At 60.4% G+C, this 24,558-nt stretch carries 30 protein-coding genes and 1 pseudogene; 11 read left to right on the forward strand and 20 right to left on the reverse strand.

Features of this window, described 5'->3' with window-relative positions:
• Window positions 1-333 precede the first annotated feature (333 nt).
• Both I9182_RS14580 and I9182_RS14585 read right to left on the reverse strand, forming a co-directional pair.
• Complete coding sequence (locus I9182_RS14580) at window positions 334-1,332, reverse strand: HupE/UreJ family protein (RefSeq protein ID WP_209598768.1); 999 nt, start codon at window positions 1,330-1,332, stop codon at window positions 334-336.
• The gene (locus I9182_RS14585; RefSeq protein ID WP_209598769.1) at window positions 1,329-2,153 is read right to left on the reverse strand and encodes a peptidylprolyl isomerase; all 825 of its coding nucleotides are present in this window, start codon (window positions 2,151-2,153) and stop codon (window positions 1,329-1,331) included. Before I9182_RS14585 ends, I9182_RS14580 begins: the two co-directional genes overlap by 4 nt.
• Before the next feature lie 340 nt (window positions 2,154-2,493).
• Here I9182_RS14585 and I9182_RS14590 point away from each other — a divergent pair, with 340 nt between their 5' ends.
• Window positions 2,494-4,449 (forward strand): DUF3604 domain-containing protein, encoded by a 1,956-nt coding sequence (locus I9182_RS14590; protein WP_209598770.1) that lies wholly within the window; start codon window positions 2,494-2,496, stop codon window positions 4,447-4,449.
• A 724-nt stretch (window positions 4,450-5,173) separates the two neighbouring features.
• On the opposite strand, the pseudogene recO reads toward I9182_RS14590, so the two are convergent.
• A pseudogene (gene recO, locus I9182_RS14595) lies at window positions 5,174-5,359 on the reverse strand (DNA repair protein RecO); the annotation flags it as partial.
• 304 nt (window positions 5,360-5,663) lie between these two features.
• Between recO and I9182_RS14600 the strand changes: the two are divergent.
• Window positions 5,664-6,083, forward strand: coding sequence for a phosphoglycerate mutase family protein (locus I9182_RS14600; RefSeq protein WP_209598771.1), 420 nt, complete (start codon window positions 5,664-5,666; stop codon window positions 6,081-6,083).
• A 51-nt stretch (window positions 6,084-6,134) separates the two neighbouring features.
• Here the strand turns inward: I9182_RS14600 and I9182_RS14605 are convergent, their stop codons facing one another.
• Genes I9182_RS14605 through I9182_RS20555 form a run of 3 tightly spaced genes read right to left on the reverse strand, consistent with a single transcriptional unit; the run spans window position 6,135 to window position 7,531 of the window.
• A complete protein-coding gene (locus I9182_RS14605; protein ID WP_209598772.1) occupies window positions 6,135-6,464 on the reverse strand; it encodes a DUF1491 family protein in 330 nt (109 codons plus the stop codon).
• Window positions 6,461-7,369 (reverse strand): GTPase Era, encoded by a 909-nt coding sequence (gene era / locus I9182_RS14610; protein WP_209598773.1) that lies wholly within the window; start codon window positions 7,367-7,369, stop codon window positions 6,461-6,463. Before era ends, I9182_RS14605 begins: the two co-directional genes overlap by 4 nt.
• Before the next feature lie 33 nt (window positions 7,370-7,402).
• Window positions 7,403-7,531, reverse strand: a complete 129-nt coding sequence (locus I9182_RS20555) for a hypothetical protein (RefSeq protein ID WP_280922678.1) — start codon at window positions 7,529-7,531, stop codon at window positions 7,403-7,405.
• Between I9182_RS20555 and I9182_RS14615 the strand changes: the two genes are divergently transcribed.
• Complete coding sequence (locus I9182_RS14615; RefSeq protein WP_209598774.1) at window positions 7,530-8,912, forward strand: multicopper oxidase family protein; 1,383 nt, start codon at window positions 7,530-7,532, stop codon at window positions 8,910-8,912. The two genes, I9182_RS20555 and I9182_RS14615, sit on opposite strands and share 2 nt — an antisense overlap.
• Window positions 8,913-9,058: 146 nt before the next feature.
• Here the strand turns inward: I9182_RS14615 and rnc are convergent, their stop codons facing one another.
• The 3 genes from rnc to acpS all read right to left on the reverse strand — a co-directional run bounded on the left by rnc (window position 9,059) and on the right by acpS (window position 11,057).
• The gene (gene rnc / locus I9182_RS14620; RefSeq protein WP_209598775.1) at window positions 9,059-9,739 is read right to left on the reverse strand and encodes a ribonuclease III; all 681 of its coding nucleotides are present in this window, start codon (window positions 9,737-9,739) and stop codon (window positions 9,059-9,061) included.
• Window positions 9,736-10,575 carry a signal peptidase I gene (lepB, locus tag I9182_RS14625; protein ID WP_209598776.1) on the reverse strand — a complete coding sequence of 280 codons (840 nt, stop codon included), beginning with the start codon at window positions 10,573-10,575 and terminating at the stop codon, window positions 9,736-9,738. Before lepB ends, rnc begins: the two co-directional genes overlap by 4 nt.
• 62 nt (window positions 10,576-10,637) lie before the next feature.
• Window positions 10,638-11,057 (reverse strand): holo-ACP synthase, encoded by a 420-nt coding sequence (gene acpS, locus I9182_RS14630; RefSeq protein WP_209506227.1) that lies wholly within the window; start codon window positions 11,055-11,057, stop codon window positions 10,638-10,640.
• Window positions 11,058-11,183: 126 nt separating this feature from the next.
• Here acpS and I9182_RS14635 point away from each other — a divergent pair, with 126 nt between their 5' ends.
• Window positions 11,184-12,032 carry a polyhydroxybutyrate depolymerase gene (locus tag I9182_RS14635; protein ID WP_209598777.1) on the forward strand — a complete coding sequence of 283 codons (849 nt, stop codon included), beginning with the start codon at window positions 11,184-11,186 and terminating at the stop codon, window positions 12,030-12,032.
• 39 nt (window positions 12,033-12,071) lie between these two features.
• On the opposite strand, the gene I9182_RS14640 is transcribed toward I9182_RS14635, so the two are convergent.
• The 6 genes from I9182_RS14640 to folK all read right to left on the reverse strand — a co-directional run bounded on the left by I9182_RS14640 (window position 12,072) and on the right by folK (window position 17,326).
• The gene (locus I9182_RS14640) at window positions 12,072-12,698 is read right to left on the reverse strand and encodes a LysE family translocator (RefSeq protein ID WP_209598778.1); all 627 of its coding nucleotides are present in this window, start codon (window positions 12,696-12,698) and stop codon (window positions 12,072-12,074) included.
• Window positions 12,695-13,441, reverse strand: a complete 747-nt coding sequence (locus I9182_RS14645) for a pyridoxine 5'-phosphate synthase (RefSeq protein ID WP_209598891.1) — start codon at window positions 13,439-13,441, stop codon at window positions 12,695-12,697. Before I9182_RS14645 ends, I9182_RS14640 begins: the two co-directional genes overlap by 4 nt.
• Window positions 13,441-14,133 (reverse strand): DUF2062 domain-containing protein, encoded by a 693-nt coding sequence (locus I9182_RS14650; RefSeq protein WP_209598779.1) that lies wholly within the window; start codon window positions 14,131-14,133, stop codon window positions 13,441-13,443. The genes I9182_RS14645 and I9182_RS14650 overlap by 1 nt, the downstream gene beginning before the upstream one ends.
• A gap of 16 nt (window positions 14,134-14,149) precedes the next feature.
• Window positions 14,150-16,282 carry a bifunctional (p)ppGpp synthetase/guanosine-3',5'-bis(diphosphate) 3'-pyrophosphohydrolase gene (locus tag I9182_RS14655; RefSeq protein WP_209506217.1) on the reverse strand — a complete coding sequence of 711 codons (2,133 nt, stop codon included), beginning with the start codon at window positions 16,280-16,282 and terminating at the stop codon, window positions 14,150-14,152.
• 26 nt (window positions 16,283-16,308) lie between these two features.
• Window positions 16,309-16,662 carry a DNA-directed RNA polymerase subunit omega gene (gene rpoZ / locus I9182_RS14660; protein WP_209506215.1) on the reverse strand — a complete coding sequence of 118 codons (354 nt, stop codon included), beginning with the start codon at window positions 16,660-16,662 and terminating at the stop codon, window positions 16,309-16,311.
• Window positions 16,663-16,756: 94 nt separating this feature from the next.
• Window positions 16,757-17,326 (reverse strand): 2-amino-4-hydroxy-6-hydroxymethyldihydropteridine diphosphokinase, encoded by a 570-nt coding sequence (folK, locus tag I9182_RS14665; RefSeq protein ID WP_209598780.1) that lies wholly within the window; start codon window positions 17,324-17,326, stop codon window positions 16,757-16,759.
• 149 nt (window positions 17,327-17,475) lie between these two features.
• Here folK and I9182_RS14670 point away from each other — a divergent pair, with 149 nt between their 5' ends.
• From I9182_RS14670 to I9182_RS14700, 7 genes are all read left to right on the forward strand, one after another.
• Window positions 17,476-18,051, forward strand: coding sequence for an NYN domain-containing protein (locus I9182_RS14670; protein WP_209506211.1), 576 nt, complete (start codon window positions 17,476-17,478; stop codon window positions 18,049-18,051).
• 188 nt (window positions 18,052-18,239) lie between these two features.
• Window positions 18,240-19,190 (forward strand): 4-hydroxy-3-methylbut-2-enyl diphosphate reductase, encoded by a 951-nt coding sequence (ispH, locus tag I9182_RS14675; protein WP_209598781.1) that lies wholly within the window; start codon window positions 18,240-18,242, stop codon window positions 19,188-19,190.
• Window positions 19,187-19,639 (forward strand): DUF3429 domain-containing protein, encoded by a 453-nt coding sequence (locus I9182_RS14680; protein ID WP_209506206.1) that lies wholly within the window; start codon window positions 19,187-19,189, stop codon window positions 19,637-19,639. The genes ispH and I9182_RS14680 overlap by 4 nt, the downstream gene beginning before the upstream one ends.
• Window positions 19,636-20,223 (forward strand): class I SAM-dependent methyltransferase, encoded by a 588-nt coding sequence (locus I9182_RS14685; RefSeq protein ID WP_209506203.1) that lies wholly within the window; start codon window positions 19,636-19,638, stop codon window positions 20,221-20,223. The genes I9182_RS14680 and I9182_RS14685 overlap by 4 nt, the downstream gene beginning before the upstream one ends.
• Window positions 20,216-20,683 (forward strand): ribonuclease HI, encoded by a 468-nt coding sequence (gene rnhA / locus I9182_RS14690; protein WP_209506201.1) that lies wholly within the window; start codon window positions 20,216-20,218, stop codon window positions 20,681-20,683. The genes I9182_RS14685 and rnhA overlap by 8 nt, the downstream gene beginning before the upstream one ends.
• Window positions 20,680-21,303 carry a trimeric intracellular cation channel family protein gene (locus I9182_RS14695; RefSeq protein WP_209506199.1) on the forward strand — a complete coding sequence of 208 codons (624 nt, stop codon included), beginning with the start codon at window positions 20,680-20,682 and terminating at the stop codon, window positions 21,301-21,303. The genes rnhA and I9182_RS14695 overlap by 4 nt, the downstream gene beginning before the upstream one ends.
• A gap of 64 nt (window positions 21,304-21,367) precedes the next feature.
• Window positions 21,368-21,970 (forward strand): alpha/beta hydrolase, encoded by a 603-nt coding sequence (locus tag I9182_RS14700; RefSeq protein ID WP_209598782.1) that lies wholly within the window; start codon window positions 21,368-21,370, stop codon window positions 21,968-21,970.
• A 60-nt stretch (window positions 21,971-22,030) separates the two neighbouring features.
• Here the strand turns inward: I9182_RS14700 and I9182_RS14705 are convergent, their stop codons facing one another.
• From I9182_RS14705 to def (I9182_RS14725), 5 genes are read right to left on the reverse strand one after another with little or no spacing between them, the layout of a single operon-like run.
• Window positions 22,031-22,267, reverse strand: coding sequence for a GlsB/YeaQ/YmgE family stress response membrane protein (locus I9182_RS14705; protein ID WP_209506194.1), 237 nt, complete (start codon window positions 22,265-22,267; stop codon window positions 22,031-22,033).
• Window position 22,268: 1 nt separating this feature from the next.
• Window positions 22,269-22,505, reverse strand: coding sequence for a hypothetical protein (locus I9182_RS14710; protein WP_209506192.1), 237 nt, complete (start codon window positions 22,503-22,505; stop codon window positions 22,269-22,271).
• A gap of 10 nt (window positions 22,506-22,515) precedes the next feature.
• Window positions 22,516-23,424 (reverse strand): methionyl-tRNA formyltransferase, encoded by a 909-nt coding sequence (gene fmt / locus I9182_RS14715; protein ID WP_209506190.1) that lies wholly within the window; start codon window positions 23,422-23,424, stop codon window positions 22,516-22,518.
• A 53-nt stretch (window positions 23,425-23,477) separates the two neighbouring features.
• Window positions 23,478-23,972, reverse strand: a complete 495-nt coding sequence (gene def / locus I9182_RS14720; protein ID WP_209506187.1) for a peptide deformylase — start codon at window positions 23,970-23,972, stop codon at window positions 23,478-23,480.
• A complete protein-coding gene (gene def / locus I9182_RS14725; protein WP_209506185.1) occupies window positions 23,969-24,487 on the reverse strand; it encodes a peptide deformylase in 519 nt (172 codons plus the stop codon). Before def (I9182_RS14725) ends, def (I9182_RS14720) begins: the two co-directional genes overlap by 4 nt.
• Window positions 24,488-24,558 lie beyond the last annotated feature (71 nt).

Consider the following 24,558-nt stretch of genomic DNA (forward strand, 5'->3'; position numbering starts at 1 on the left):
AGCCGCGCAATCAGAGCATTTTGTCCTTGCAAAGCAGACGCCATCCACACAGGACTTAGCCGCCTTATGCGGATGCAGCGAACTTGGGAAGCCGGGTGAGGCACGATGCAAAGATGTCTCGTCATACAGTAGCTGATTTCCCGAGAGCGGTCATCCCGACCACTTCAATTGGATCCGACCGGAACCGGCCACTTGGTTTTATTTTGATCTGATAGGCACCTAGAACGGGTGCAGATTGCGCCGGTCGTTGAGTTCTACCGATTCAGATTGGATGGGTATTCTCGGGCGAAGGTTTGCGCCAGTGGCTTTTTTGGTAGCTTCTTCGAGCTTCGCTCAAAATCCCGCAATTCGTTCAATCACCCAAAAGGCGGCTAGACTACCGATGCCGTAACTTGTCACGCGTTCTAGCTGAACCGCTTGCTCTTTTATCGCCGGGTATAGAAGCCGGGCCGCGAACCCAATGGTCAGTACCACAACGATAAACAGAACCTGACCAAGCTCCACCCCGAGGTTGAAGGCAAACAGAGCCAGTGGAATGTCCCCATCAGGCAAGCCGATCTCTCTCAGTGCCCCGGCGAATCCCAGGCCATGTATCAAGCCGAAAGCGAAAGCGACGATCCAGGGTGAACGCGTGGCCAACGGATCACGGTTCTCCGGTGAAAGCGACAGCTCATAAGCGAGGAACACGATTGAGAGCGCGATCACTGCCTCGACAGGTGGAGGAGGAATGTTCAGCCAGCCGAGAGTGGCCGAAGCCAACGTGATGCTGTGTGCAACGGTGAATGCCGTGATCGCCCATAACAACCGACTGAGATCGCGAACCAGCAGCACAAGCGCGAAGACAAAAAGCAGGTGATCGAGGCCTTCGAGGATGTGCGTCACTCCGAGCGCTACGTAGCTCGAAAGGATGTCGAGAAACCCAGGATTCTCAGGTACCGTGAATGCGGTTTCGGTCGACGTCAGGCGACGCACCTGCGTCTGTCCGGGTTCCAATTCGTACCGCACCAGGGTTTCCGTGTTGGTCTGCTCGAGCCCGACGATCTCGATCACACCGCTTTCAAGGCCTCCTGGACAGGTGGCGATCCATCCGGTTGTCCAGGCACGTCCATCAAAGGACGGTGACGGAGACGGCTCATGTGAACAGTTCGCTGGCAGGCGAGCCTCTATGGGCATCTTTCGACCGTTCACGTCAGGTGCGCGCCAGGTCACGCGCCAGCGCTCCTGCCCCATGGACGCGAGTTCGAGATACCCTGGATCAAGCGCGTGGGCTGGCGCGTATCCCGGCAGACAAATGGCGAAAATGGCAAACAGAGGTACCAGAAACCTTTTCATCTATTCAACACTTCTTCAGCGTTGGGCAAGCTCACGGTGTAACGATCCAGCAGTGCCTGACCGAAGCTTTCGCGCATCTTCTTTGTCTCAGCCGCGAACCATTCGGCCTTTACGCGGTCGCGGATTTCGGACAGCGGTGGCAGCACGGAGTCCATTCTCTCGATTACCCGAACGAGATGCAGGCCATAGCCGCTCTCGACCGGACCCTGCCATTTTCCGACCGGCAGGTCCGCCAGCGCCTCGTGGAACCCCTCTCCGAGTGTGCGGTCGATCACCGGTGCAGGCGTCATTGGAAAGGATTGTGGCAGTAGAGTAGCCTGTCCCAACGTCGCCGGGTCGGCACCGTTCTCCAACAGCGCCAGAAGCTCGGAGGTATCCCGATCTCCGGGCACAACGATCTGTTCCAGAGCCATTCGAGCGGGTTGCGTGAACCGTTCCGGGTTTTGTTCCAGATACGTCTGAAGCATGTCCTCATCCGGTTCCACCATCGCGGCGCCAGATTCTGCGAGGAACTTCATCTTCTGGTTCAATCGCTGGCGTATAACCACGTCGCCCCGATCAAGTCCGAGGATCAGCGCCTCGCGGACATGGGCCTCTTCCAGCGCCCACGATTGCATCAAGTTCTCCAACTCCCGGATCGTTGGGGGGCGGTTCCAGGTGGCAATGAAGTTCTGCACTAGTCGGCTTGCCTCGCTCTCGGTCAAGCTGATCATATCGGGGCTGAGCGCAACTGGCTCATCGTTGATCGCCGCGTATACGGCAAAGATCAGGGCACCAAGCGCGAAGAAATGGACAAGCGGAGAAAGAATAAGCGTGCGCATGCGTATCATCAGACCTTCGGGTATCAGTTGCCACGAAAAGGTAAGCTCTACGGTCGGCGATGCGATTGCAAGCTATTACACAAAACCAAACTTATATTGACACATATACAATTGCTAACCTCGCGACCCTTACCGCCGGATTCCATGCATTCTACGATGAACAAGGGTATCGTGGTACGGAAGCTCTGGCACCAAACGGGCGCCCTCAATCAAGCCGGATTGCCCGCGCCAAATCTCTATACCAATCACGACGTCCGTTTGATCTCGGTCATGGGGACTGTTCGACCAAACCGCTAAAATATGGTTTTATGCTAAAACAGAAGCGTTGGGAGGAGAAGACATGGAACAGCAGAGACACGCCGCCGTAAAAAACGCGATTGCCTTGCTCGCAACGACTGTCCTCACTACGGCAATGCCAGCCCATGCGCAGGAATGGACCCCAACTTCGGAACAGCTCGCCGATACCTATCCAGCGCCGGCCTATTCACCCTATGCTGGTCGAACTTTCCCGGAACGACCACTCTGGGGTGAGACACATCTTCATACGGGACAATCTATGGACGCCGGAGGTTTCGGTGCGCGCCTTGACCATGAGGATGCTTATCGTTTTGCGCGCGGGGAAGAAATCACCGCGTCCTCTGGCCAGCCTGTTCGCTTGTCGCGCCCATTAGACTGGCTGGTTATTGCAGATCACTCGGACGGTATGGGCATGATCTTCGACGCCCTTGCAGGCAATCCGTCGGTTACGCGCTATGAACAGGGCAAGCGTTGGTCCGATGGGTTCCGCGCGGGCGGACAGACAGCAGTGGATACAGCGCTTGACCTGATCGGAAGCGTTTCTCAGGGCGCCATCGAAGAGGAAATGTTCAACAATTACATGCCCGGCTCGCGAAGGTTCGCAACGATTTGGTCGGACAACCTCAAGACCGCCGAGCGCTTCTACGAGCCCGGCATCTTCACTCCGATGCTCGGGTTCGAATGGACCTCACTCGTAGCGGGGAACAACATGCATCGCAACGTAATCTTCCGTGATGGACCGGATCGCGTTGGGCAGATCGTACCCATGGTGATGACGCCGCCCTGGGGCAGTCCCGATCCGATGGATCTCTACGCCTATCTCGAGGACTACGAGAAAAAAACCAACGGCGCGGTTCTGGCGCTCGCACATAATGGCAACTTGTCCAACGGGGTGATGTTTCCAATCGACATCCGGTTCGACGGATCCCCCGTCACGCAGGAATATGTGGAAGCCCGAGCCAGATGGGAACCGCTCTATGAAATTACGCAGATCAAGGGCGACGGTGAGGCACACCCATTTCTCAGCCCGAATGACGAGTTTGCCGACTATTACAACTGGGATGTAGGCAACCTCGATCTGTCTGAAGCCAAAACCGACGATATGCTCGCGCGAGAGTATGCTCGCGAAGCGTTGAAGAGCGGGCTGGCCCTGGAAGCAGAGTTCGGAACAAATCCTTACAAGTTTGGCTTCAGCGGGGCGACAGACAGCCATACAGGTCTTGTGACCGCCGAAGAAGAGAATTTCTTTGGCAAGCACACCGGCTACGAACCGTCCGCAGAGCGGTTGCAACACCCTTTCATGAAGAACGAAAACGGTGAGCTTTTCGCATGGCAGATGGTCGCCGCCGGTCTCACGGCGGTCTGGGCCGAGGAGAATACTCGCGAAAGCATCTTCGACGCCATGGCGCGCAAGGAAGTCTATGCCACGACCGGCCCCAGAATATCGGTCCGTTTCTTCGGCGGTTGGAACTTTGACGAGGCCGACCTGGCTTCTCGTATTCCGTCAACCGTCGGGTATTCGAAAGGCGTGCCCATGGGCGCTGACCTGTCCGCTGCGCCCGATGGGGCCGAGGCGCCGACATTCATGGTGGCCGCGCTAAGGGATCCAATCGGAGCCAACCTTGACCGCATCCAGGTCGTGAAGGGTTGGCTCAATGAGGACGGCACGACCAGCGAAGCCGTCTATGACGTCGCCTGGTCCGACGGGCGCGTCCCCGGCGCGGATGGCAAGCTGCCTGCGGTAGGCGATACGGTGGATGTGGCAACGGCGAGCTGGGCCAACTCGATCGGCGCATCCGAACTTGCGACGATCTGGACCGACCCGGACTTCGATCCCGCCCGCCCAGCCTTCTACTACGTCCGAGTATTGGAGATCCCCACACCGCCTTGGTACGTCTACGATGCCTATCGCTACGGGATCGAGATTCCTGAAGGCGCACCGACATCTCAGCAGGAGCGTGCCTACACATCTCCCATATGGTACGCGCCGGCAGGCTGACGGATGGTGAAATTGGGATGACAGTAGCCCTCGACCGCCCGTTCGACGGAGCGGTCGAGAACACAATCGCAGCGCTCGCGGAAGAAAGCTTCGGGGTCCTTTCGCGCATCGACTTCGACAAGCTATATTGTGGAATAGCTTGGGATACCTTTCACAGCTATTCAATTCTTGGGGCAAGCAACCCCAAACTTGCATTCCGAACAGTGAACGCAGGCCCAATGTGGGTTTGCTCTTGCCCTTTGACGTCACGGTCGAGGAGTTTGAGGCCGGGTTAATCATCAGAATAGTGGATGTCGGTCAAGTCATAAACGTGGAAGACCTAGCTCAAAGACTGCGCGACGAGTACCAGCACCACGTCGGCGTTTGACAACAGATCGCTGAGCGCACCCCATTTGGAGATGAATGGATAGCCAGTAACGCTTGCCGCGAGCAATGCGAGCGTCCGCGTTCATCGCTGTGAGACAGCGATGGTACCTGATTGGACTTTGCGACCGGCCTGCTGCAGTAGCGAAATCTGTGATTTCCGCTCGGTCGGATTGGGTTTTTCGTTGAAAACCTTTTGCTTGATCGTGAGGTAAGTCGCTGATTCAATTCTCCCCGAGGATGGGAGGACTGAGCGATGATGGGGCCGAAGCAGGAAGCCCAGGCGGTATTTCTCTTTTGTGGATCATTTTCCCTAAGATCACCTGTTGCGCTCGATTGATCGCCTTGTCGATCTGGATGATATCCGCGCGCGCCACAGCACATCCAGCGGCGCGCCGGGTTGCGGGATCGGTGCGATCTTGCGGCTGGTCCCGCCCCGCACCACACCGGCATGACGCCCGTGGGATTCGGTAAAGATCTCGATAATCGCCGAGGTTTCGCCGTGGCGGCGGGAGGTCAGTAGGATGCCGTGATCGCGCCAGTCCAATTCGGGGTCCTGTCGGTGATTAAGTTGTGGTGTTCCCAGAAAATCGTGAAGGGTTCCGTTCTGCAATGGTTTTGCACACCAAACGCGGAAAGATACGTCAATCGCTTGGTCCGACGGCAGGGGACTGGGCATCTATGCGGGGCAAATCGGGCATCCGCATTGTCACCAGCTTCCCTTGATTTTCAGCGGCCGGCTTGAAAGAATGTCAAAATTCCAACAGCAAAGGGGCCAATCCATGCGATGTTTCTGTATTGGTCTGCTGCTACTTATGGCAACGAGCTTTTCTGCGGCTGCTCAGGACGCGGTGTATTTGATTAGGCATTGCGAGAAGGAATTGTCAGGGGCTGATCCAGCGCTGACCCCCGAAGGCAGGCAGCGTGCAGCGGATTGGGCCGAGATGCTACAGCACGTTGGCCTTAGTGCCGTTATCACGTCGGACGCGCTTCGGACCCTGGAAACTGGACGAATTATTGCAGAGACGCTTGGCCTTCCAACCAACGCCTTGCCCAGAGGAGACACCGCTGGATTGGTGGACGTTCTTGAGTTCGATCATGACGAGGATGCCGTGCTGATAGTCGCACATGCCGAGACCATTCCACAAATTCTGGAGGGTCTTGGTGTGCTGGAAGACGTTAACATCGATCAAAACGAATTCGCCAACCTGTTTGTTGTTATTGAACCCTCGTCAGATGCCCCGGTGTACGTCCATCTGCTGATGCCGTAACGTCATTACACAAGTCCGTCTTTGCCTCAAAGCGGACATGCATCGGGCCCGCTACTCCAGCCCCTCTTCGCCCAGCAGGTGCCGGCCTTGCCGGTCTTCGACCTCGATCACCCAGAGGTCGGGGTCAAAGCTGCGCTGGCGCTGGATGGCGTGATCCACGTCGCCCTCAGGGCCAGAGGAAAGTTCGACCCATGTGCGTTCACCGCTCATCAGATCAAAGCTGCGCTGAAAGGCGGTGGCTTGCCCGTCGAGCGTGTTGAGCTTGACCAGAACCGCGCCCGCGGTGTCATCGCCATGGGCCACGACAAAGGCGGGGATTTCCTGAAACCGGAGCCGCGCCAGATAGGCGTGAACCCAGAAATCGGCGGTCAGGCGGGTCATGCGTTGCCGTCTTTGAAATCCAGACCCATTTCCGAATAGCGCTCGGATTCCTCAAGCCAGTTGGGCCGGACTTTCACTTGCAGGAACAGGTGGATCTTGCGGTCGAGGAACTCTTCCAGTTCCGCCCGCGCGGCCTGACTGACAGCCTTGATCGTCTCGCCCTTCTTGCCCAGAACGATGCCCTTGTGGCCGTCGCGCATGACATAGATGACCTGATCGATTCTGGCCGAGCCGTCCTTGCGTTCTTCCCAGTTTTCGGTCTCGACCGTCAGTTGGTAGGGCAGTTCCTGATGCAGGCGCAGGGTCAGCTTCTCGCGCGTCATTTCAGCGGCGATCATGCGCATCGGCAAATCGGCGATCTGGTCTTCGGGATACAGCCACGGCCCCTCGGGCAATTCGCCCGCCAGCCATTTGCGCAGGTCGTCGACGCCGTGGCCTTTTTCGGCCGAAATCATGAAGGTCTCGGCAAAGGGGTAGCGCGCGTTCAGGTCGCTGGTCAGCGCCAGCAGTTTCTCGGACGGCACCTTGTCGATCTTGTTGATGGCGAGCGCGATGGTGCGGCCCTGCCCGATCTCGGCCAGCCCTTCGAGGATGCGTTCGACCCCTTCGGTGATGCCGCGATGCGCCTCGACCATCAGCACGACGATATCGGCATCGGCGGCCCCGCCCCAGGCGGCAGCGACCATGGCACGGTCCAGACGGCGGCGCGGTTTGAACAGGCCGGGCGTGTCGACAAAGACCAGTTGCGCATCGCCTTCCATCGCGACGCCCCGGATACGGGCGCGGGTGGTCTGCACCTTATGGGTCACGATCGAGACCTTGGCCCCGACCATGCGGTTCAGGAGGGTGGATTTGCCTGCGTTGGGCTCTCCGATCAGGGCGATAAATCCGGCGCGTGTGGTCATGTGTCTGGCAATCCTGTCTGCAACTGCGCCCCCCTATAGCAGAAAGGTCCGGCGGGCCAGAGGGATTTGTCGCATTGCGGCCCTGCGTTTGCGGTGGCAGGACAGGCATAGATGCCCAGCCAGTTCCAGCCCGGCAGCAAATCCTTTCAATGAGGTTTTCATGAAACGTCGCGAGTTTCTTCTTGGAAGCGGTGCTGCCGCCGGTGCGTTCGGGTTGGGCGGATGGTCGCTGGCGGCAGGTGATGCAGCACAGGAGCTGGTGCTGCAACCTGCCAGTTACCGGCTGCGAGAAGGGCTGACCACAGGGATGGTCAGCCTGTCGCCCGATGCGCCGCCGCCGGTTCTGTATGGGCGGCAGGGCGAGCCTATGCGGCTGAGCGTGCGCAACACCTTGCCGGACTATACCTCGATGCACTGGCACGGGCTGCGCATCCGAAACGAGATGGACGGGGTGCCCTACCTGACCCAGATGCCCATCGGCGAGGGCGAAAGTTTTACCTATGAATTCACGCCACCGGATGCGGGGACCTACTGGTATCACCCCCATTGCATGACGATGGAGCAGATGGCGCGCGGGCTGACCGGCGTGATGGTGATTGCCGAGCCGGAACAGCCGGGGTTCGACAGCGAACAGGTGATCAATCTGCGGGATTTCCGTCTGGACGAGGGTGACGCGTTCCTGCCTGCCTATACGGCGCGGGGTGCGGCGCGAGCGGGCACGTTTGGCACGGTGCAGACCGCCAACTGGCAGGGCGCGGCGGTCTATGAGCACACGGCGGGCAGTCTGGTACGGCTGCGGGTGGTCAACACGGACACGACCCGCATCTACAAGCTGCATCCCGAGGGGGCCGAGACCCGGATCATCGCCTGGGACGGGCATCCGGTCGAGATCGACCTGCCGGTGCCAACGGCGGATGAACCGCTGCTGCTGGGCCCCGGTCAACGGGTGGATTTTGCCGTCCGGATGCCCGAGAACGAAGGGCAGTCGGCGGACCTGATGGCCAAGTTTCCCGGCCAGCCGCACCGCGCCATGGCGCGCTTGCGGGCTAATGGCGCATCAGCGGCGCGCGATCTGCGAGAGCTGCGCCCGTTGCGTGCAAACCCCGTTGCGCGCCCTGATCCAAACGGCGCGGAGCTGCATGAGTTCGTCTTTGGCTGGACCCCGGAGGGCGGTGCCCCGAATGACGGGTTCTGCGGCACGCTGGGGTATAGTTTCTGGTCGATCAACCGCAAACCCTGGCCGGGCGATGCAGCGCAAGGCACCGGGCCGCTGGCGGTTCTGGAACAGGGAAAAAGCTATGTCCTGCGATTGCGCAACGAGTCGCCCAACCTGCATCCGATCCACCTGCACGGGCTGGCCTTCGTGCCGCTGCGATCCAACCTGCGCACCCTGCCTCCGCTGATGACGGACACCATGCTGCTGTTGAAGGATGAGATTGCCGATATCGCACTGGTGGCGGACAATCCCGGCGACTGGGCCTTTCATTGCCATGTGATCGAACATCAGAAAACCGGGCTGACCGGGTTCATCCGGGTGGTTTGACGGATCGTTTCTTCAATGAATGAGGATTGGATCGGCCCCGCCTATCCGACCGGCCAGGTGGCCTGCCCCCTCGCCCGGATTTCATCCGGGCTCACCCCCGGGATATTTTTGGCCAGATGAAAGAGGATCCGGTCGCGCGCAGCAGGTCACTGCGGCAGGGACGACAGGAGTGCCTTGGCCGCCGCCTGTTCGGCCTGGCGCTTGGAGCCTGCGGTGGCCTGTGCCTCGGTTCCGTCCTGAAGGCGGGCGGCGATTGTGAAGACGGGGGCGTGATCGGGGCCGCTGCGTTTGACCTCGACATAGCTGGGTGGTTTCTGGCCGCGCGCCTGTGCCCATTCCTGAAGCGCTGTTTTGGCGTCGCGGGCGTCGGCCTCGACCTTGTGGATGCGGTCGCCCCAGAGGGCGAGGATGACATCGCGGGCGGCTTCGAACCCGGCGTCGCGGTAGATGGCGGCAATCACCGCCTCCATCGCGTCGCCCAGCAACGCTTGCTTGCGACGGCCACCGGACAGCATCTCGGACCGGCCGAGTTTCAAGACCGCGCCCAGATCAATCTGGCGGGCCACATCTGCGCAGGCTTCTTTGCGGACCAGTGCGTTGAATCGGGGCGCAAGCTGGCCTTCGGAGGCTTTCTTGTCGGCCTCAAGCAGCGCAGTGGCCATGACAAGGCCCAGCACGCGGTCGCCCAGAAATTCAAGCCGCTGATTGTCGGGCCGGGTCGACGATGAGACCGAGCCGTGGGTCAGCGCACGCACCAGCAACTCGGGGTTGGCAAACTCATACCCCAAACGTTGCTGAAACGCCTTTATCTCGGCTGAGAGCTTCAATTGACCGCCTTAAAGAACCGATCCCCGCGCCAGGTCCAGAAGAACAGCATCGACCGGCCAGCGGACGAGAACATGATCCGGTCGGCGCGACCGATCAGGTTTTCGTAAGGCACATAGCCAACCCCGCCAGCGGATTGCGGCAGGCGGCTGTCAGCCGAGTTGTCGCGGTTGTCGCCCATGAAGAAAAAATGGCCTTCGGGCACGGTATAGATGCCGGTATTGTCCGACCCCTGATTGCCAATATTCAGCACGTCATAAGTGACACCGTTGGGCAGGGTTTCGATCAGACGCGACTTTTCACAGGCGCCGCCAACACCGACGGGGCCGTTTTCGCAGCGGGGGCGCAGGCGTTGCGGGCCCTGCGGTTCGGCGATTTCGGTGAATATGCCGTCAGGCTGTTGCGGAACCGGTGTGCCGTTGAGGATGATCTGCCCCTCGCGGACCTGAATGCGGTCGCCCGGCAGGCCGATAAGGCGCTTGATATAGTCGCGCCCGCTAACCGGGTGACGGAAGACGATGACATCGCCGCGCACGGGATCGCCGCCCCAGATGCGGTTGCCGTCGCCGCCCTGCATCCAGCCGCAGAGATCTTCGGCGTCGATGTTCAGACCGACACTGGGAATGATCAGGCTGGGGCATGAGGCGTAGGAATAGCCGTAGGCCATTTTGTTGACGAAGAGGAAATCGCCGATCAGCAGCGTCTGTTTCATCGAACCGGAGGGAATCCAGAACGGTTGAAAGAAGAGGGTCCGGAACACGCCCGCGATCAGCAGGGCATAGACGATGGTCTTGATCGTTTCCCAGACGCCGCTTCCGGTCTTGGCTTCGTCGGCCATACTGCTCTCTCCAGTTCTCTGTGCTTGGCTTCGCTGCTACATGCGGGGGGGATGGGGTCAAGTCAAGGCTGTGTGACGTGATCTTGCAGAGGACGCGCCTCGATCACGACAAAGGCCTGTGCCCAGGGGTGGTCATCGGTCAGGGTGACGTGGATAATCGCCTCGTGCCCAGCGGGTGTCAGTTCGTTCAGGCGTTCGGCGGCCCAGCCAGTGACATGCATCACCGGCTGCCCGGTACGCAGGTTGGTGACGGCCATGTCCTTCCACGAGATGCCCATGCGCAGGCCGGTGCCGAGTGCCTTGGAGCAGGCCTCTTTCGCGGCCCAGCGTTTGGCATAAGTGCCTGCGGTATCCGCGCGGCGTTCGGCCTTGCGCTGTTCGGTGTCAGTAAAGACACGGTTGCGGAACCGGTCGCCGAACCGGTCGAGCGTACCCTGAATGCGGTCTATGTTTGCAAGGTCTGTGCCGATGCCGAGGATCATATGGCTCTCATTTCTATGGTCGGGCCAATCAACGGCAATTGATGACCACACGCAAGCGGTTGGTTGCCGCATTCCGTGATATACTTTACCGGAATGTTCAATTTTTACGTTGGTGCGGGGGACGCAATGTCAAAAATTCTGTTCATGGCGATTGCGGTGGCTGGCATTGTTATAAGCTCCGTTTTACCCGCTTCTGCACAGGATTGCGGAACCGAGGAAACCCCCTGTCAGGTTGGAGAGTTGTCCTATCGGGTGGTTCTGCCCGATGCCGCGCCCACGCCGCCAGCTGTTATCTATCTGCATGGCTATGGTGCAACGGCGAATTCAGCTGTGAAAATTTCCGGCCTCGCGGCGGCCTTTACCGACCGCGGCATCGCCTTTATCGCGCCGAACGGTCAGGTCGACATTGGCAATCCCAAGGCGCTGGATTGGGGAGTGCATGATGGCTATCGCTGGCCGCGGGATGATCTAGCCGCGCTGGAGCAGATCAAGGAAGATGCCATTGCCCGTTTCGACCTGAACGCCGACCGCATTTTGCTGGCGGGGTATTCACGCGGCGGATCACTGGTTTGGGACAAGGCCTGCATGGATCATTCCTTTGCCTTCGCCTATGCCTCGGCATCAGGGGCTTTTTGGGAGCCGATGTGGCGACGGTGCAGCGGCCCGGTTCACATGCATCATTCGCACGGCTATGCAGACCGGACCGTCCCGCTGGAGGGACGTTTTGTGACCTTTGGGGACTATGATTTCGAACAGGGTAGCGTTTTGAAATCCATTGAAATTCTGACCAGAACCAATGGATGCGGGCAGATGGCGAACAGCGTTTCAACAGAGGGCGCATCCTGGCGAAAGAAGTGGACCGAGTGTCAGGACGGCTCTGTCACCCTAGCGCTGGGGCCACATGGCCACGGCAGGCAACCCGGTTGGGCAAATGCCGTGGCGGAATGGTTTTTGGAAATCTCGAACGCGCCCTAGCGCTTCCACCGGAATTTGCCGAGATCTATTTCGCCTGCTTTACGACAACCGCACTGTCAGGATCTTGTAACTCGCCACGCCAAAGAACCCGGCGAAGGCGAAATCGAACCAGCGGCGGGCACGGCGGTAGGTGCGGACCATGCGGGCGGATGAGAACAAAAACGCATAGCCGATGAAGATCATCAGTGATCCCGCGTACAGCATGGCGAAATAGCCCAGCAGCATCGGCAGGCTGGCATCGCTTGGCGCGACGATGGCATAGATCGACCCCCAGCTGAGGATTGCTTTGGGGTTGGTCAGGTGGATGGCGGCACCTTTGGCAAAGATCGTGGGCAGCGTGCCAGTGACCGGTTTGCCCAGGGCGACCTCATCATCCGAGGTCATCGCGCGTTTCAGGGCCTTCAGCGCCAGCCAGCCCAGATAGGCCACGCCGACATAGCGGATCACTTCGAACAGCCAGACATTGGCCAGCATGACCGCCGACAGGCCCAGCGCTGCGGCAATGCCCCAGGCGGCCGATCCGGCGCAGATGCCAAGGGCAAAGGCCAGCCCCGCGGTGCGGCCTTCGTTCATGGCGGTTCCTGCAATGCCCATGGTGGCCGGGCCCGGAGAGCCCCCGGCCATCAGCCAGGCGAACCAGATGGCGATAAAGCCGGGCGTGATCACGCGCGCGCCTCGTCCATCAGGCGGCGCATTTCCCGAATGGCGGGGGTGAGACCCAGAAAGATCGCCTCGCCAATCAGGAAATGCCCTATGTTCAGTTCCATGACTTCGGGGAAGGCGGCAACCGGCTTTACGGAGTCGTAGGTCAGGCCATGGCCTGCATGGACCTCGAGCCCCAGAGAATGGGCAAAGGTGGACATCTGGCGCAGCGATTCAAGCTCGCGCTCGGCGGCGTCCATGCGGCCTTCGGCGTGGGCGTCGCAATAGGCGCCGGTGTGCAACTCGATCACCTCGGCACCGATACGGTGCGCGGCCTCGATCTGGCGCTGATCCGCGGCGATGAAGATCGACACGCGGCACCCGGCCTCGCGAAGCGGGGCGATGAAATGGGCCAGCTTGTTTTCCTCGCGCGCGACTTCGAGCCCGCCTTCGGTGGTGCGTTCCTCGCGCTTTTCGGGAACGATACAGACGGCGTGCGGCTTGTGGCGCAGGGCGATTTTCTGCATCTCATCGGTGGCGGCCATTTCAAAGTTCAGAGGCACCGACAGAACCTCCATCAGGCCGTCGATATCGGCGTCCGAGATATGGCGGCGGTCTTCGCGCAGGTGCGCGGTGATGCCGTCGGCGCCGGCCTCTTCTGCCAGCTTGGCGGCGCGCAGCGGGTCAGGATAGGCCCCGCCGCGCGCGTTGCGCACGGTGGCAACATGATCGATATTCACACCCAGACGCAGACGGCTTTCGGACATCATTCGGTTCCTTTTGCAGATTTTCGCCCCGACCTTAGCGATCTTGGCGCGGGACCGGCAGTTGTTTCTCCGGCCAGACGTTTGATTTCTTCAAACTTTGCCTTGATCTTGGCGCGGCGGCGCAGCTGGTAGGTCAGGATCAGCGGCAGGCTGAGGTAGTAGCAGATAATGCCCGCCACGATACCGGGGATGATGCCGCCAATCATGTAGGGATAGAAAACATCATCATAGAACTGCCCCAGCCCGTGCCAGTCGGCCACGCGGTCCGTGAACAGGGCAAGAAGATTGTTCTTGAGGTCACCGATGGCGTCGGCAAATTTGCCCATCAGCCCCTGCGTGTCGCCTTCTTCATATTCAGTGCCCAGCAGGAAATGCCCGGTTTGCAGGCAGATCACCCCAATCGGGACATAGGTCAGGGGATTGCCGAAGAACGTGCCGCTGAGGGCGGCCAGAATATTTCCCTTGATCAGCCGCGCACCAATTGCCGCAACCAGAAAGTGCAGCCCGTAAAACGGCGTGAAGGATGCGAAAACGCCCGCCCCTATGCCACGGGCGATCCGGTCAGGGGAATCCGGCAGGCGGCGGACACGGTGTTTGACATAGTGGAAGGCGCGGGTCCATCCGCCACGCGGATAGACGAGTTCCGATGCGACCTGAACAGGAGAGCGTCGGTCTCGGCGCTTGAATACCACCCGTGATCACCCCTTCTCAGCCAGCCGCAGTCGCGGTCTTGGTCCGGTCCCGATAACGCTCGACCGCTGCAACGTCGCTTTCAGCCTCAAGCATCAGCATCAGCGAATGCAACTGTTCAAGGTCGCGCAGTTCGACATTGATCAGCAGGCGGTAAAAATCCGGTTTGCGGTCCACAAATTCCAGGTTTGAGATATTGGCCTTTTTCTCGCCGATCAATGTGCAAATGCGCCCCAGAACCCCGGCATCGTTGCCGATGGTCAGATCCAGTGTCGCCCCATAGACGGCCGGGTGCGTGCCCGAATGCCAGTGCAGATCGACCCAGCGTTCCGGTTCGCTTTCATATTGGCTGAGCTTGTCGCAGTCGATGGCGTGCACCACAACGCCCTTGCCCCGGTAGGTGATGCCCACGATCCGCTCGCCCGGCAGCGGCTGGCAGCAGGGCGCGCGGTCGAATTTCTGGCCGGGCTCAAGCCCGATCACCGCGCGCCGCAGCGGGATGGCGTCGCCTTCATCCTTGGCCAGCTCGGGATAGACGGCCTCGACCACCTCATGGGCGGTCAGCTCGGCACTGCCCAGACGGGCCAGCAATTCATGCCGGTCTTTCAGGCGCAGGTGCTTGGCGGCGGTATCAAGCGCCTTGTCCGTGGCCTTGCGCCCCACATGGTCAAAGCCCGAGCGCGCCAGTTCCTTGCCCAGCTTGATGAACCGTTCGCGATCCACCTCGCGCAGGGCGCGGCGGATGGCGGTGCGGGCCTTGCCGGTGACGGCGATCTCAAGCCATGTGACCTGCGGTGTCTGCCCGTCAGCGGTGATGATATCCACCGACTGGCCGTTCTTCATCCGCGTCCAGAGCGGCACGCGAATGCCATCGACCTTGGCCCCCACGCAGGCATGGCCGATCCGGGTGTGGATGGCATAGGCGAAATCGATCGGGGTCGCGCCCCGCGGCAGTTTCACCACGTCGCCCTTGGGGGTGAAGCAGAAGACCTGATCCGAATACATCTCGAGCTTGACGGCTTCGAGGAAATCTTCGTGATCATCCTCGTTGTCAAACTGTTCGGTCAGGTTGGATATCCATTTCGCCGGGTCGACGGCAAAGGGGTTTTCCGTGCGCACCCCGTCCCGGTAGGACCAGTGCGCCGCAACGCCGGTTTCGGCCACATCGTGCATCTGGCGGGTGCGGATCTGAACCTCGACCCGTTTGCCATCGCGGCCTGAAACGGTGGTGTGAATCGAGCGGTAGCCATTCGATTTCGGCTGGCTGATATAGTCCTTGAACCGCCCCGGCACCGCGCGCCAGCGTTGATGGATGGCCCCAAGCGTGCGATAGCAGTCTTCTTCCGTCTGGGTAATGATGCGGAACCCGTAGATATCGGACAGGCGCGAAAAGCCCTGATCCTTTTCCTGCATCTTGCGCCAGATCGAATAGGGTTTCTTGGCGCGGCCAAAGACTTCGGCTTCGATGCCCGCCTTTTCCAGCTCGTGGCGCATGTCGCCGGTGATGCGGTGGATCACATCGCCGGTTTCACGTTGCAGCGTGATAAAGCGACGGATGATCGACTGGCGGCCTTCGGGGTTCAGGACGCGGAACGCGAGGTCTTCGAGCTCCTCGCGCATCCATTGCATCCCCATGCGGCCCGCAAGCGGCGCGTAGATATCCATCGTCTCGCGCGCTTTCTGAACTTGCTTTTCGGGCCGCATCGCCTTGATGGTGCGCATGTTGTGCAGACGGTCGGCCAGCTTGACCAGAATGACCCGCAGGTCCTTGGACATGGCCATGAACAGCTTGCGGAAATTCTCGGCCTGTTTGGTTTCGCGGCTGGACAGTTGCAGGTTGGTCAGCTTGGTGACGCCATCGACCAGTTTGGCGACCTCATCCCCGAACAGATCGGACACCTTGCCGTAATTGGCCTTGGTGTCTTCGATCGTGTCGTGCAGCAAAGCCGTAATGATCGTCGCATCATCCAGACGCTGTTCGGTCAGGATGGCGGCAACGGCAACGGGGTGGGTAAAATAGGGCTCGCCAGAGTGGCGGAATTGCCCTTCGTGCATCTTCTGGCCAAACTCATAGGCCAGCGCGATACGTTCAGCATTCGTCTTGGGATTGTAGTTGCGGACCAGCGCAATCAGATCGTCAGCAGAAATCATCCGGTCCGCACCTTCGTCTTTGGAGCTTACCCCTGCCCTTGAGCCTCCATCAGAGCGCGCAGGAGTTTTTCTTCGGACATGTCGTCCATCGCAGGCTTGTCCGACTCGGCACCCATCAGCAGCGCCATCTGATCTTCTTCCGGCTCATCAACCTCGATCTGGGTCTGGTTGGCCTCGATCAGGCGTTCGCGCAGGGCGTCTGCGCCTTGGGTCTCGTCGGCGATTTCGCGCAGGGACACGACAGGGTTCTTGTCGTTGTCGCGGTCAACGGTAATCGCGGCACCGGCAGAAATCTCGCGCGCCCGATGGGCGGCCAGCATTACCAGTTCGAACCGGTTTGGAACCTTGTCTACGCAATCTTCAACCGTCACGCGGGCCATTGGGCGCTCTCCGTTTCTGAGTCCATGTCAGGAAGGGGTTTATCTAAGCGCGATTCCGCGCCTTGACAAGCAGGAAATGCTGCATTTGCAGGGATCACAGCGGCGTAACCGCCGCAACCTCGGACGGGGGCAGGTCGGCAACCATCTGGGAAACCGTGCGATCAAGCACGGGGTGACGCCAGTCGGGCACAATATCCGCCATCGGCACAAGCACAAAAGCGCGGTCCTGAAGGCGCGGATGCGGCAGGATCAGCTGATCCGGTGCCTCTTGCCGTTGCGCCTCGGGCGGCAGGGTCAGCCAGCGGTCGAACAGGGCGCGGTCGGGCAGAATCTGATCGCCACAGCACACAAGATCCAGATCCAGCGTCCGCATTCCCCAGCGCTGCACCCGTTCACGGCCGAACTGGTTTTCAACCTCGTGCAGCGCGCGCAAAAGCTCGGACGGGGATTTGTCGGTTTCGATCAGCGCTGCCGCATTCACGTAATCCGGGCCAGCGCCAGCGGGGAAGCAGGGTGTCGCAAAAAACCGGCTTACAGAGCGAATCACTACGCCCTGCTGCGAAAGTGCGTCAATTGCGCGCTGTAGCGTTACAGCGGGCCCATTTCCTCTCAGATCGAGATTTGCGCCCAATGCCACAACCGCATTTGGCAAAGAATTGTACATATGCTACCCTATATTCGACACATTGCATACTTGCGATAACCGACAAAAGTTCTAATTTTAAGCCCACCAGAGTGCGCCATATTATAACTCACACACCCACTCACTCACGTAACGCGGCGTAGTCTGGATTGTACCGGAAGGACCTATTTATGTTTTATAAGGACGAACGGCTAGCGCTGTTCATCGACGGCTCGAATCTTTATGCCGCGGCAAAAGCACTCGGTTTCGACATAGACTACAAACTTCTGCGGCAGGAATTCATGCGCCGTGGCAAGTTGCTTCGGGCTTTCTACTATACAGCGCTGCTTGAAAACGACGAGTATTCACCGATCCGCCCATTGGTTGACTGGCTGCATTACAATGGCTTCACCATGGTCACCAAACCGGCCAAGGAATACACCGACAGCATGGGGCGTCGGAAAGTCAAAGGGAACATGGATATCGAGCTGACGGTCGATGCCATGGAACTGGCACCGCGTGTGGATCATATCGTGCTGTTCTCGGGCGATGGAGATTTCCGCCCGCTGATCGCCAGCCTGCAACGTCAGGGCGTTCGCGTGTCGGTCGTGTCAACGATCCGCAGCCAACCGCCGATGATTTCGGACGAGCTGCGCCGTCAGGCCGACAACTTCATCGAGTTGGAGGATCTGCGCGACGTGATCGGTCGCCCGCCGCGTGAAATGCCGGCAGAGCATCGCAGCGTCGCGGTTGCAGGCGGCAGCTGATCCGGCACCACTGCCTGTTGATGAGAAAATTCGCGCGGTCAGGACCGGAGTCCTGGCCGCGCTTCTTTAACTAAGGATTGGTGCTGAAACATCCTCTGACTAACAACGATTCGTGTCAGATGAATGACAATGTCCTGTCTGGACCAAGGCCGGGAAAAGACTTACCTGTGCCCTAAGGAGACAGCCGAATGACCAAGCCGCCACTGACACTTTACCTGGCCGCGCCGCGCGGGTTCTGCGCCGGTGTGGACCGCGCCATCAAGATCGTTGAAATGGCCCTGCAAAAATGGGGGCCGCCGGTCTATGTGCGCCACGAGATCGTGCATAACAAATTCGTGGTCGACGGGTTGCGGGCCAAAGGGGCTGTGTTTGTCGAAGAACTGCATGAATGCCCCGATGACCGCCCGGTGATCTTTTCCGCCCATGGTGTGCCGAAATCGGTACCCGCCGAAGCCGCGCAGCGTGAGATGATCTATGTGGATGCCACATGTCCGCTGGTGTCGAAGGTTCATGTCGAGGCACAGCGCCATGCGGATGCGGGATTGCAGATGATCATGATCGGCCACAAGGGTCACCCCGAAACCGTTGGTACGATGGGACAGCTGCCAAAGGGTGATGTGCTGCTGGTCGAAACGGTCGATGATGTGGCCACCGTGCAGGTGCGCGACCCCGACAAGCTGGCCTTTGTCACCCAGACCACCCTGTCGGTGGATGATACCAAGGACATCATCGCAGCCCTTCAGGCCCGGTTCCCGGCCATTGTCGGGCCGCATAAGGAAGACATCTGTTATGCGACCACCAACCGGCAGGAGGCCGTGAAGGCCGTGGCGCCCAAGGCCGATGCGCTGCTGGTTGTGGGGGCTCCGAACTCGTCAAACTCCCGCCGTCTGGTCGAGGTCGCATCACGCGAGGGGTGCAAATATGCACAGCTGGTCCAGCGTGCGACCGAGATCGACTGGCGCGCTTTGCAGGGCATCAAAAGCGTTGCGGTGACCGCAGGCGCATCGGCCCCGGAATTGCTGGTGAACGAGGTGATCGACGCCTTCCGCGATCATTACGATGTCACTGTCGAGCCGGTCGAGACCGCAACTGAAAACGTCGAATTCAAAGTGCCGCGCGTGTTGAGGCAACCGGCGTGACCGGCGTGCCGAAGGCGCCGCTTTATCTGGGGCTGGCGGGACTGGTCCCGTTTGTCTGGGGCGCGCTGACCTATCTGAACGGTGATCTGAACGACTGGGGTTCGCATACATTTGGCCCGCGCTTTGTTGGCCCTTATGTGCAGCTGTTCTATGGCTCGGTCATCCTGAGCTTTATGTCCGGTGTTCTGTGGGGGTTTGCCACCAAGACCTCGGGCAGCAAGGCGGCGCTGTGTTATGGGCTGTCGGTCCTGCCTGCGCTGTGGGCCTTTGCCATGACAGGCGGCGGGCCGGTCACTGCGGGCACCAATCTGATCTACGGGTTCACCGGCTTGCTGCTGCTGGACGCCCTGTTTTCATACTGGCGGCTGACGCCGGTCTGGTGGATGCAGCTGCGTATCCTGCTGACCGCGGTCGTTCTGGCCAGCCTAGCCGTAGGAGTGTACCTGTGAGCGACAAACGCACGATTGATGCCTATACGAACAGAGTAAACGAATATCTGGCCATTCCTCTGCCAGCCGAACAGCTCAAGACCCGTCAGGATTTTGCCGATGCGGTCGGTGCGGGCGGCTATGTGCTGGATCTGGGGTCAGGCCCCGGATCGGACAGCGGTTTCCTGATGCGTCAGGGGCTGAAGGTGCGGGCGCTGGATGCCACCCCCGCCTTTGTCGAACATGCCCGCCAGAACGGGGTGGACGCGCATCTGGGCACGTTCGACGATGTTACCGAAACCGCCGAGTATGACGGTGTCTACGCCAGTTTTTCCCTACTGCACGCGCCGCGAGCGGATTTTACGCGTCACCTGAAAGCGATCCACACGGCCCTGAAGCCCGGAGGCCAGCTGTTTCTGGGCATGAAGCTGGGCACGGGCGAGCATCGTGACGATCTGGACCGCTATTACACCTATTACTCGGAAGCCGAGATCCGAGAGGCGCTGACCCAGGCCGGGTTCACGGTTGACCGCACGGTCGAAGGGGTGGGCAAGGGTCTGGCCGGGTCTTACGACGGGTTTATTCTGGTGTTCGCCCATGCCTGAGTTGTTTGCCTATACAGATGGCGCCTGTTCCGGCAATCCCGGCCCCGGAGGCTGGGGCGTGCTGCTGCGTGCGAAGAACGGGGACAGGGTATTGAAAGAGCGGGAACTGAACGGCGGCGAGGCCGAGACGACCAACAACCGAATGGAGTTGCTGGCTGCCATCAGCGCGCTTGAGACGCTGGAGCGCCCGTCGAAGATCACCATTGTCACCGACAGCGCCTATGTGAAGAACGGCGTCACCGGCTGGATATTCGGCTGGAAGCGGAATGGCTGGAAAACCTCGAACAAGAAGCCGGTCAAGAATGTCGATCTGTGGCAGCGACTGGACGAGGCGCAGGAACGACATGATGTGACATGGGAATGGGTCAAGGGCCATGCGGGCCATCCCGAAAACGAAAAGGCCGATGAACTGGCCCGCGCAGGCATGGCGCCCTTCAAGCCGAAAAAGGCACCGGCGTGAGCGCGCTGACGCTGCTGGATTATGCCTCGGTTCTGATCTTTGCGCTGACCGGGGCGCTGGTGGCCAGCCGGGCACAGCTGGATCTGGTGGGCTTCGCCTTCATGGCCTGCCTGACCGCAGTTGGCGGTGGCACGGTGCGCGACCTGCTGCTGGACAGGCACCCGATCTTCTGGGTCGGCCAGCCGGATTACATCCTGATTGCCGTCGCGGCGGCGGTGTTTGTGTTCTTTACCGCGCATCTGGTGGAAAGCCGCTATAACTGGCTGGTCTGGCTGGACAGTTTCGCGCTGTCGGTCGCCGTTGCCGCCGGAACCGGTGCCGCGCTGTCACTGGATCAGCCCGGTATCATCGTCGTGCTGATGGGTGTGACGACCGGGTGTCTGGGCGGGCTGATGCGCGACGTGGTCTGCAACGAGGTGCCGCTGGTCCTGAAACAAGGCGAACTTTACGTCTCGTGCGCGTTTTTGGGGGCGTTGACAGCGGTACTTGCGGTCAGGCTGGGGCTGGAGCCCGCCTTTGTGCTAGGTCTGTGCGCCCTTGTGTGCTGGGCCTTGCGGGCCGGGTCGCTGGTGTTTGGCTGGCAGTTGCCCGTCTACAAAAGCCGCCCGCCCCGCAACTGAACCTGTCGGTGGACGCGACCGGGGCGGGCTGATAGCTGTTTGGAACGCGCAGCCCGGAGGCCAAATGCCGTTCAGACTTACATCGATTGCGGTCTCACTGGCTTTGCTGGCCTCCTGCGGCGCATATTATGCGCCTGTCCACTTTGTTGCCGAGGGTGACCGGATCATCGCCTCGGGCACGATTGACGAAACGACGCTGTCCGCTTTTGAAGACGTCACCGCCGAAAATCCCGAAGCGCGCACGCTGGTGCTGCAATATATTGAGGGATCGGTGGATGACGACGCCAATGTCATCTTCAGCCGCGAGGTGCGCAAGGCCGGGTTCGATACCATCGTGCCCTCGGACGGTCTGGTTGCCAGCGGCGGCACCGATCTGTTTCTGGCCGGACATCGCCGTGTTTTGCAGCCGGGGGCCTGTGTGGGCGTCCACAGCTGGGCCGGGTCAGGGCTGGTGGCAACGGAGCTGCCCGAGGATGACCCGGAACATGACCGCTATCTGGATTATTTCAGGGACATTGGCGTCGATGAGTCGTTTTACTGGTACACGCTGTATGCGGCCCCGGCCGACAGCATCCACTGGATGACTGCCGCCGAGGCGAACCGGTTCGATATGACGACGAAAGCCGCCCCGGCGCTTGGTTCAGCGCTGGAGTGCGACGAGCGCTGATCTGCTGCGCTATCTGTCGAGTGAAGGTTTGCGGGACGGAATGCGCAGCCAAGGAATATGCTAACGGCGCAGGTAGGTCTGCCAGATCCAGATCACCAGCAATGCGCCCAGAACCGCGCCCACAAAGCCCGACATCCAGCCCATGACGGTTATCAGAAACCGCAGAACGAACCCTCCGATCAGGGCGCCTATGACACCGATCAGCATGGTGGTTGGAATGTCCGCCTCGATCCGCATCAGGCGGGTGGCGAGGAACCCCGCGGCTGCGCCGATGATGATCAGGGCGACGACGGGCATGTCATTTCCTCCAATGCGTCGGCACGATAATCAGGGCGCCGACAGACGAGATCACCGCATCCAGACCGGGAGGGCCAAAGCTGATCCCGAACATGATGCGGATGAAGTAGAACAGGAACGCCCCGCCCACGCAGATGATGATCGACTGAAGATAGCCGTTATGAGTGAACCCGGTCTGTTCGGACAGATATCCGACGATCCCGGCAATCACGACGGTCCCCATCATCACCATGAACATCGGGCTTCTCCTAGGTCAGGCGGGTGCCGGTGGGAATGGGCCAGCCCCGCAGGAAGGTTTCCCTATCCTGCGCGCCTTTGCCCGCCCGTTGCAAGCGCAGCAGTTCGACCGCGCCCTGACCGCAGGCCACGTGCAGGTCGTTGTTCAGAACCTCACCCGCTGCGCCCTGCCCGTCTGCCAGCCGCGATGCCAGCAGCTTGATGCGCTCGCCATTCATCTCGGTCCATGCGCCGGGAAAGGGTGACAGCCCGCGGATTTGCCTGTCGACCTCGACCGCCGGGCGTGTCCAGTCGATGCGGGCCTCGGACTTGTCGATCTTGGCGGCATAGGTCACGCCATCCTCGGGCTGAGGCTCGGACAACAGGTCCGGCAGTTTGGCCAGCGCCTCGACGATCAGCGCGGCCCCCATGGCCGAGAGCCGGTCATGCAGGTGGGCGGTGGTTTCTTCAGCTTCAATCGCGGTTGCCTGTCGCAGCAGGACCGGGCCGGTGTCCAGACCGGCCTCCATCTGCATGATGCAGATCCCGGTTTCGGCATCGCCGGACATAATCGCCCGGTGGATCGGGGCGGCACCGCGCCAGCGCGGCAGCAGGCTGGCGTGGATGTTCAGGCAGCCGTGTCGCGGCGCGTCCAGAATGGGTTGCGGCAGGATCAGGCCATAAGCGACGACGACGGCGATATCGGCGTTCAGCGCGGCAAATGCGGTTTGTTCGTCAGCAGATTTCAGAGAGGTTGGGTGGCGAACGGGCAGGCCCAGCGCCTCGGCCCGGGCATGAACCGGTGTCGGGCGGTCTTTCTTGCCGCGTCCGGCGGGGCGCGGAGGCTGACAGTAGACGGCGGCGATGTCGTGCCCGGCCTTGACGAGTGCGTCCAGCACCGGGACCGAAAAATCGGGGGTTCCCATGAAGATGATGCGCATCGTTGGCTCCGGCAGTTGGGACGGGTGCCGGGCTGAAGCCCGGCCTACGGACGTCAGGTTTGTTTGCGCGCCTTGCGCAGCAGCATGTCACGTTTGACCTTGCTGAGCCGGTCGAAATACATCCGCCCGTTCAGGTGGTCGATCTGATGCTGTACGCTGGTCGCGTCGATCCCGACGAAATCGCGGCGATCCAGCATGCCATGTTCGTTCAGGAACTTCACGGTCACCGCGCGCGGGCGTTTGATTGTGGCCGAGACGCCGGGCAGGTTCGGGCTGGCCTCTTCATGTTCGCGCAGTTCGATCGAGCTGTGCAGGATTTCCGGGTTTGCCAGACGCACGGCCCGGCCCCGTTCGGCAGAACCGTCAACAACGGCCAGCCGCAGCATCACCCCGATCTGTGGCGCGGCAAGACCGACGCCGGGCATCGCCTCCATCGTGTCGATCATGTCGTCCCAGATGGCGCGGACCTCATCAGTGATTTCGGGCACCTCATCCGCCTTGGTGCGCAGGCGCTTGTCAGGCCATGGCAGGCAGGTACGAACGGTCATGCACGGGCCCGTTCGCGTTTGAGCTTTTGCATCTTGCGGGTGATCATCTGCCGTTTCAGCGGCTTGAGATAGTCGATGAACAGCTTGCCGTCCAAATGATCGATCTCGTGCTGAACGCAGGTGGCCCAGAGCCCGTCAAAGGTTTCCTGTTGCAGGTTTCCGTCGCGGTCCATCCAAGTCACATCGACCACTTTGGGGCGCGTCACCTCGGCGTATTGATCAGGGATCGACAGGCAGCCTTCCTCGTAGACATTGGTTTCTTCCGAGGCCGCGATGACCTGCGGGTTGAACATGATCAGGGGGCGCGGTGCCTCGCCTTCTTCCTTGACGCAATCCAGCACGATCAAGCGATCCAGCACGCCGATCTGTGGCGCGGCAAGGCCAACACCGGGGGCGTCATACATCGTTTCCAGCATGTCATCGGCCAGCGCGCGCAGGTCGTCCGTGAGGTCGGCCACGGGGGCGCAGACCTTCTTGAGACGGGGGTCGGGATAGATCAGGATGTTACGTTTCATGAGGCTGATTTAGGCCATCCCGCCCCGCGCCGCAACGCCCCCCTTGCACCTGCCCGATTTGCGGTTAGCTT

Source organism: Ruegeria sp. HKCCSP351 (assembly GCF_017872535.1).
In the GTDB taxonomy this organism is placed as follows: domain Bacteria; phylum Pseudomonadota; class Alphaproteobacteria; order Rhodobacterales; family Rhodobacteraceae; genus Ruegeria.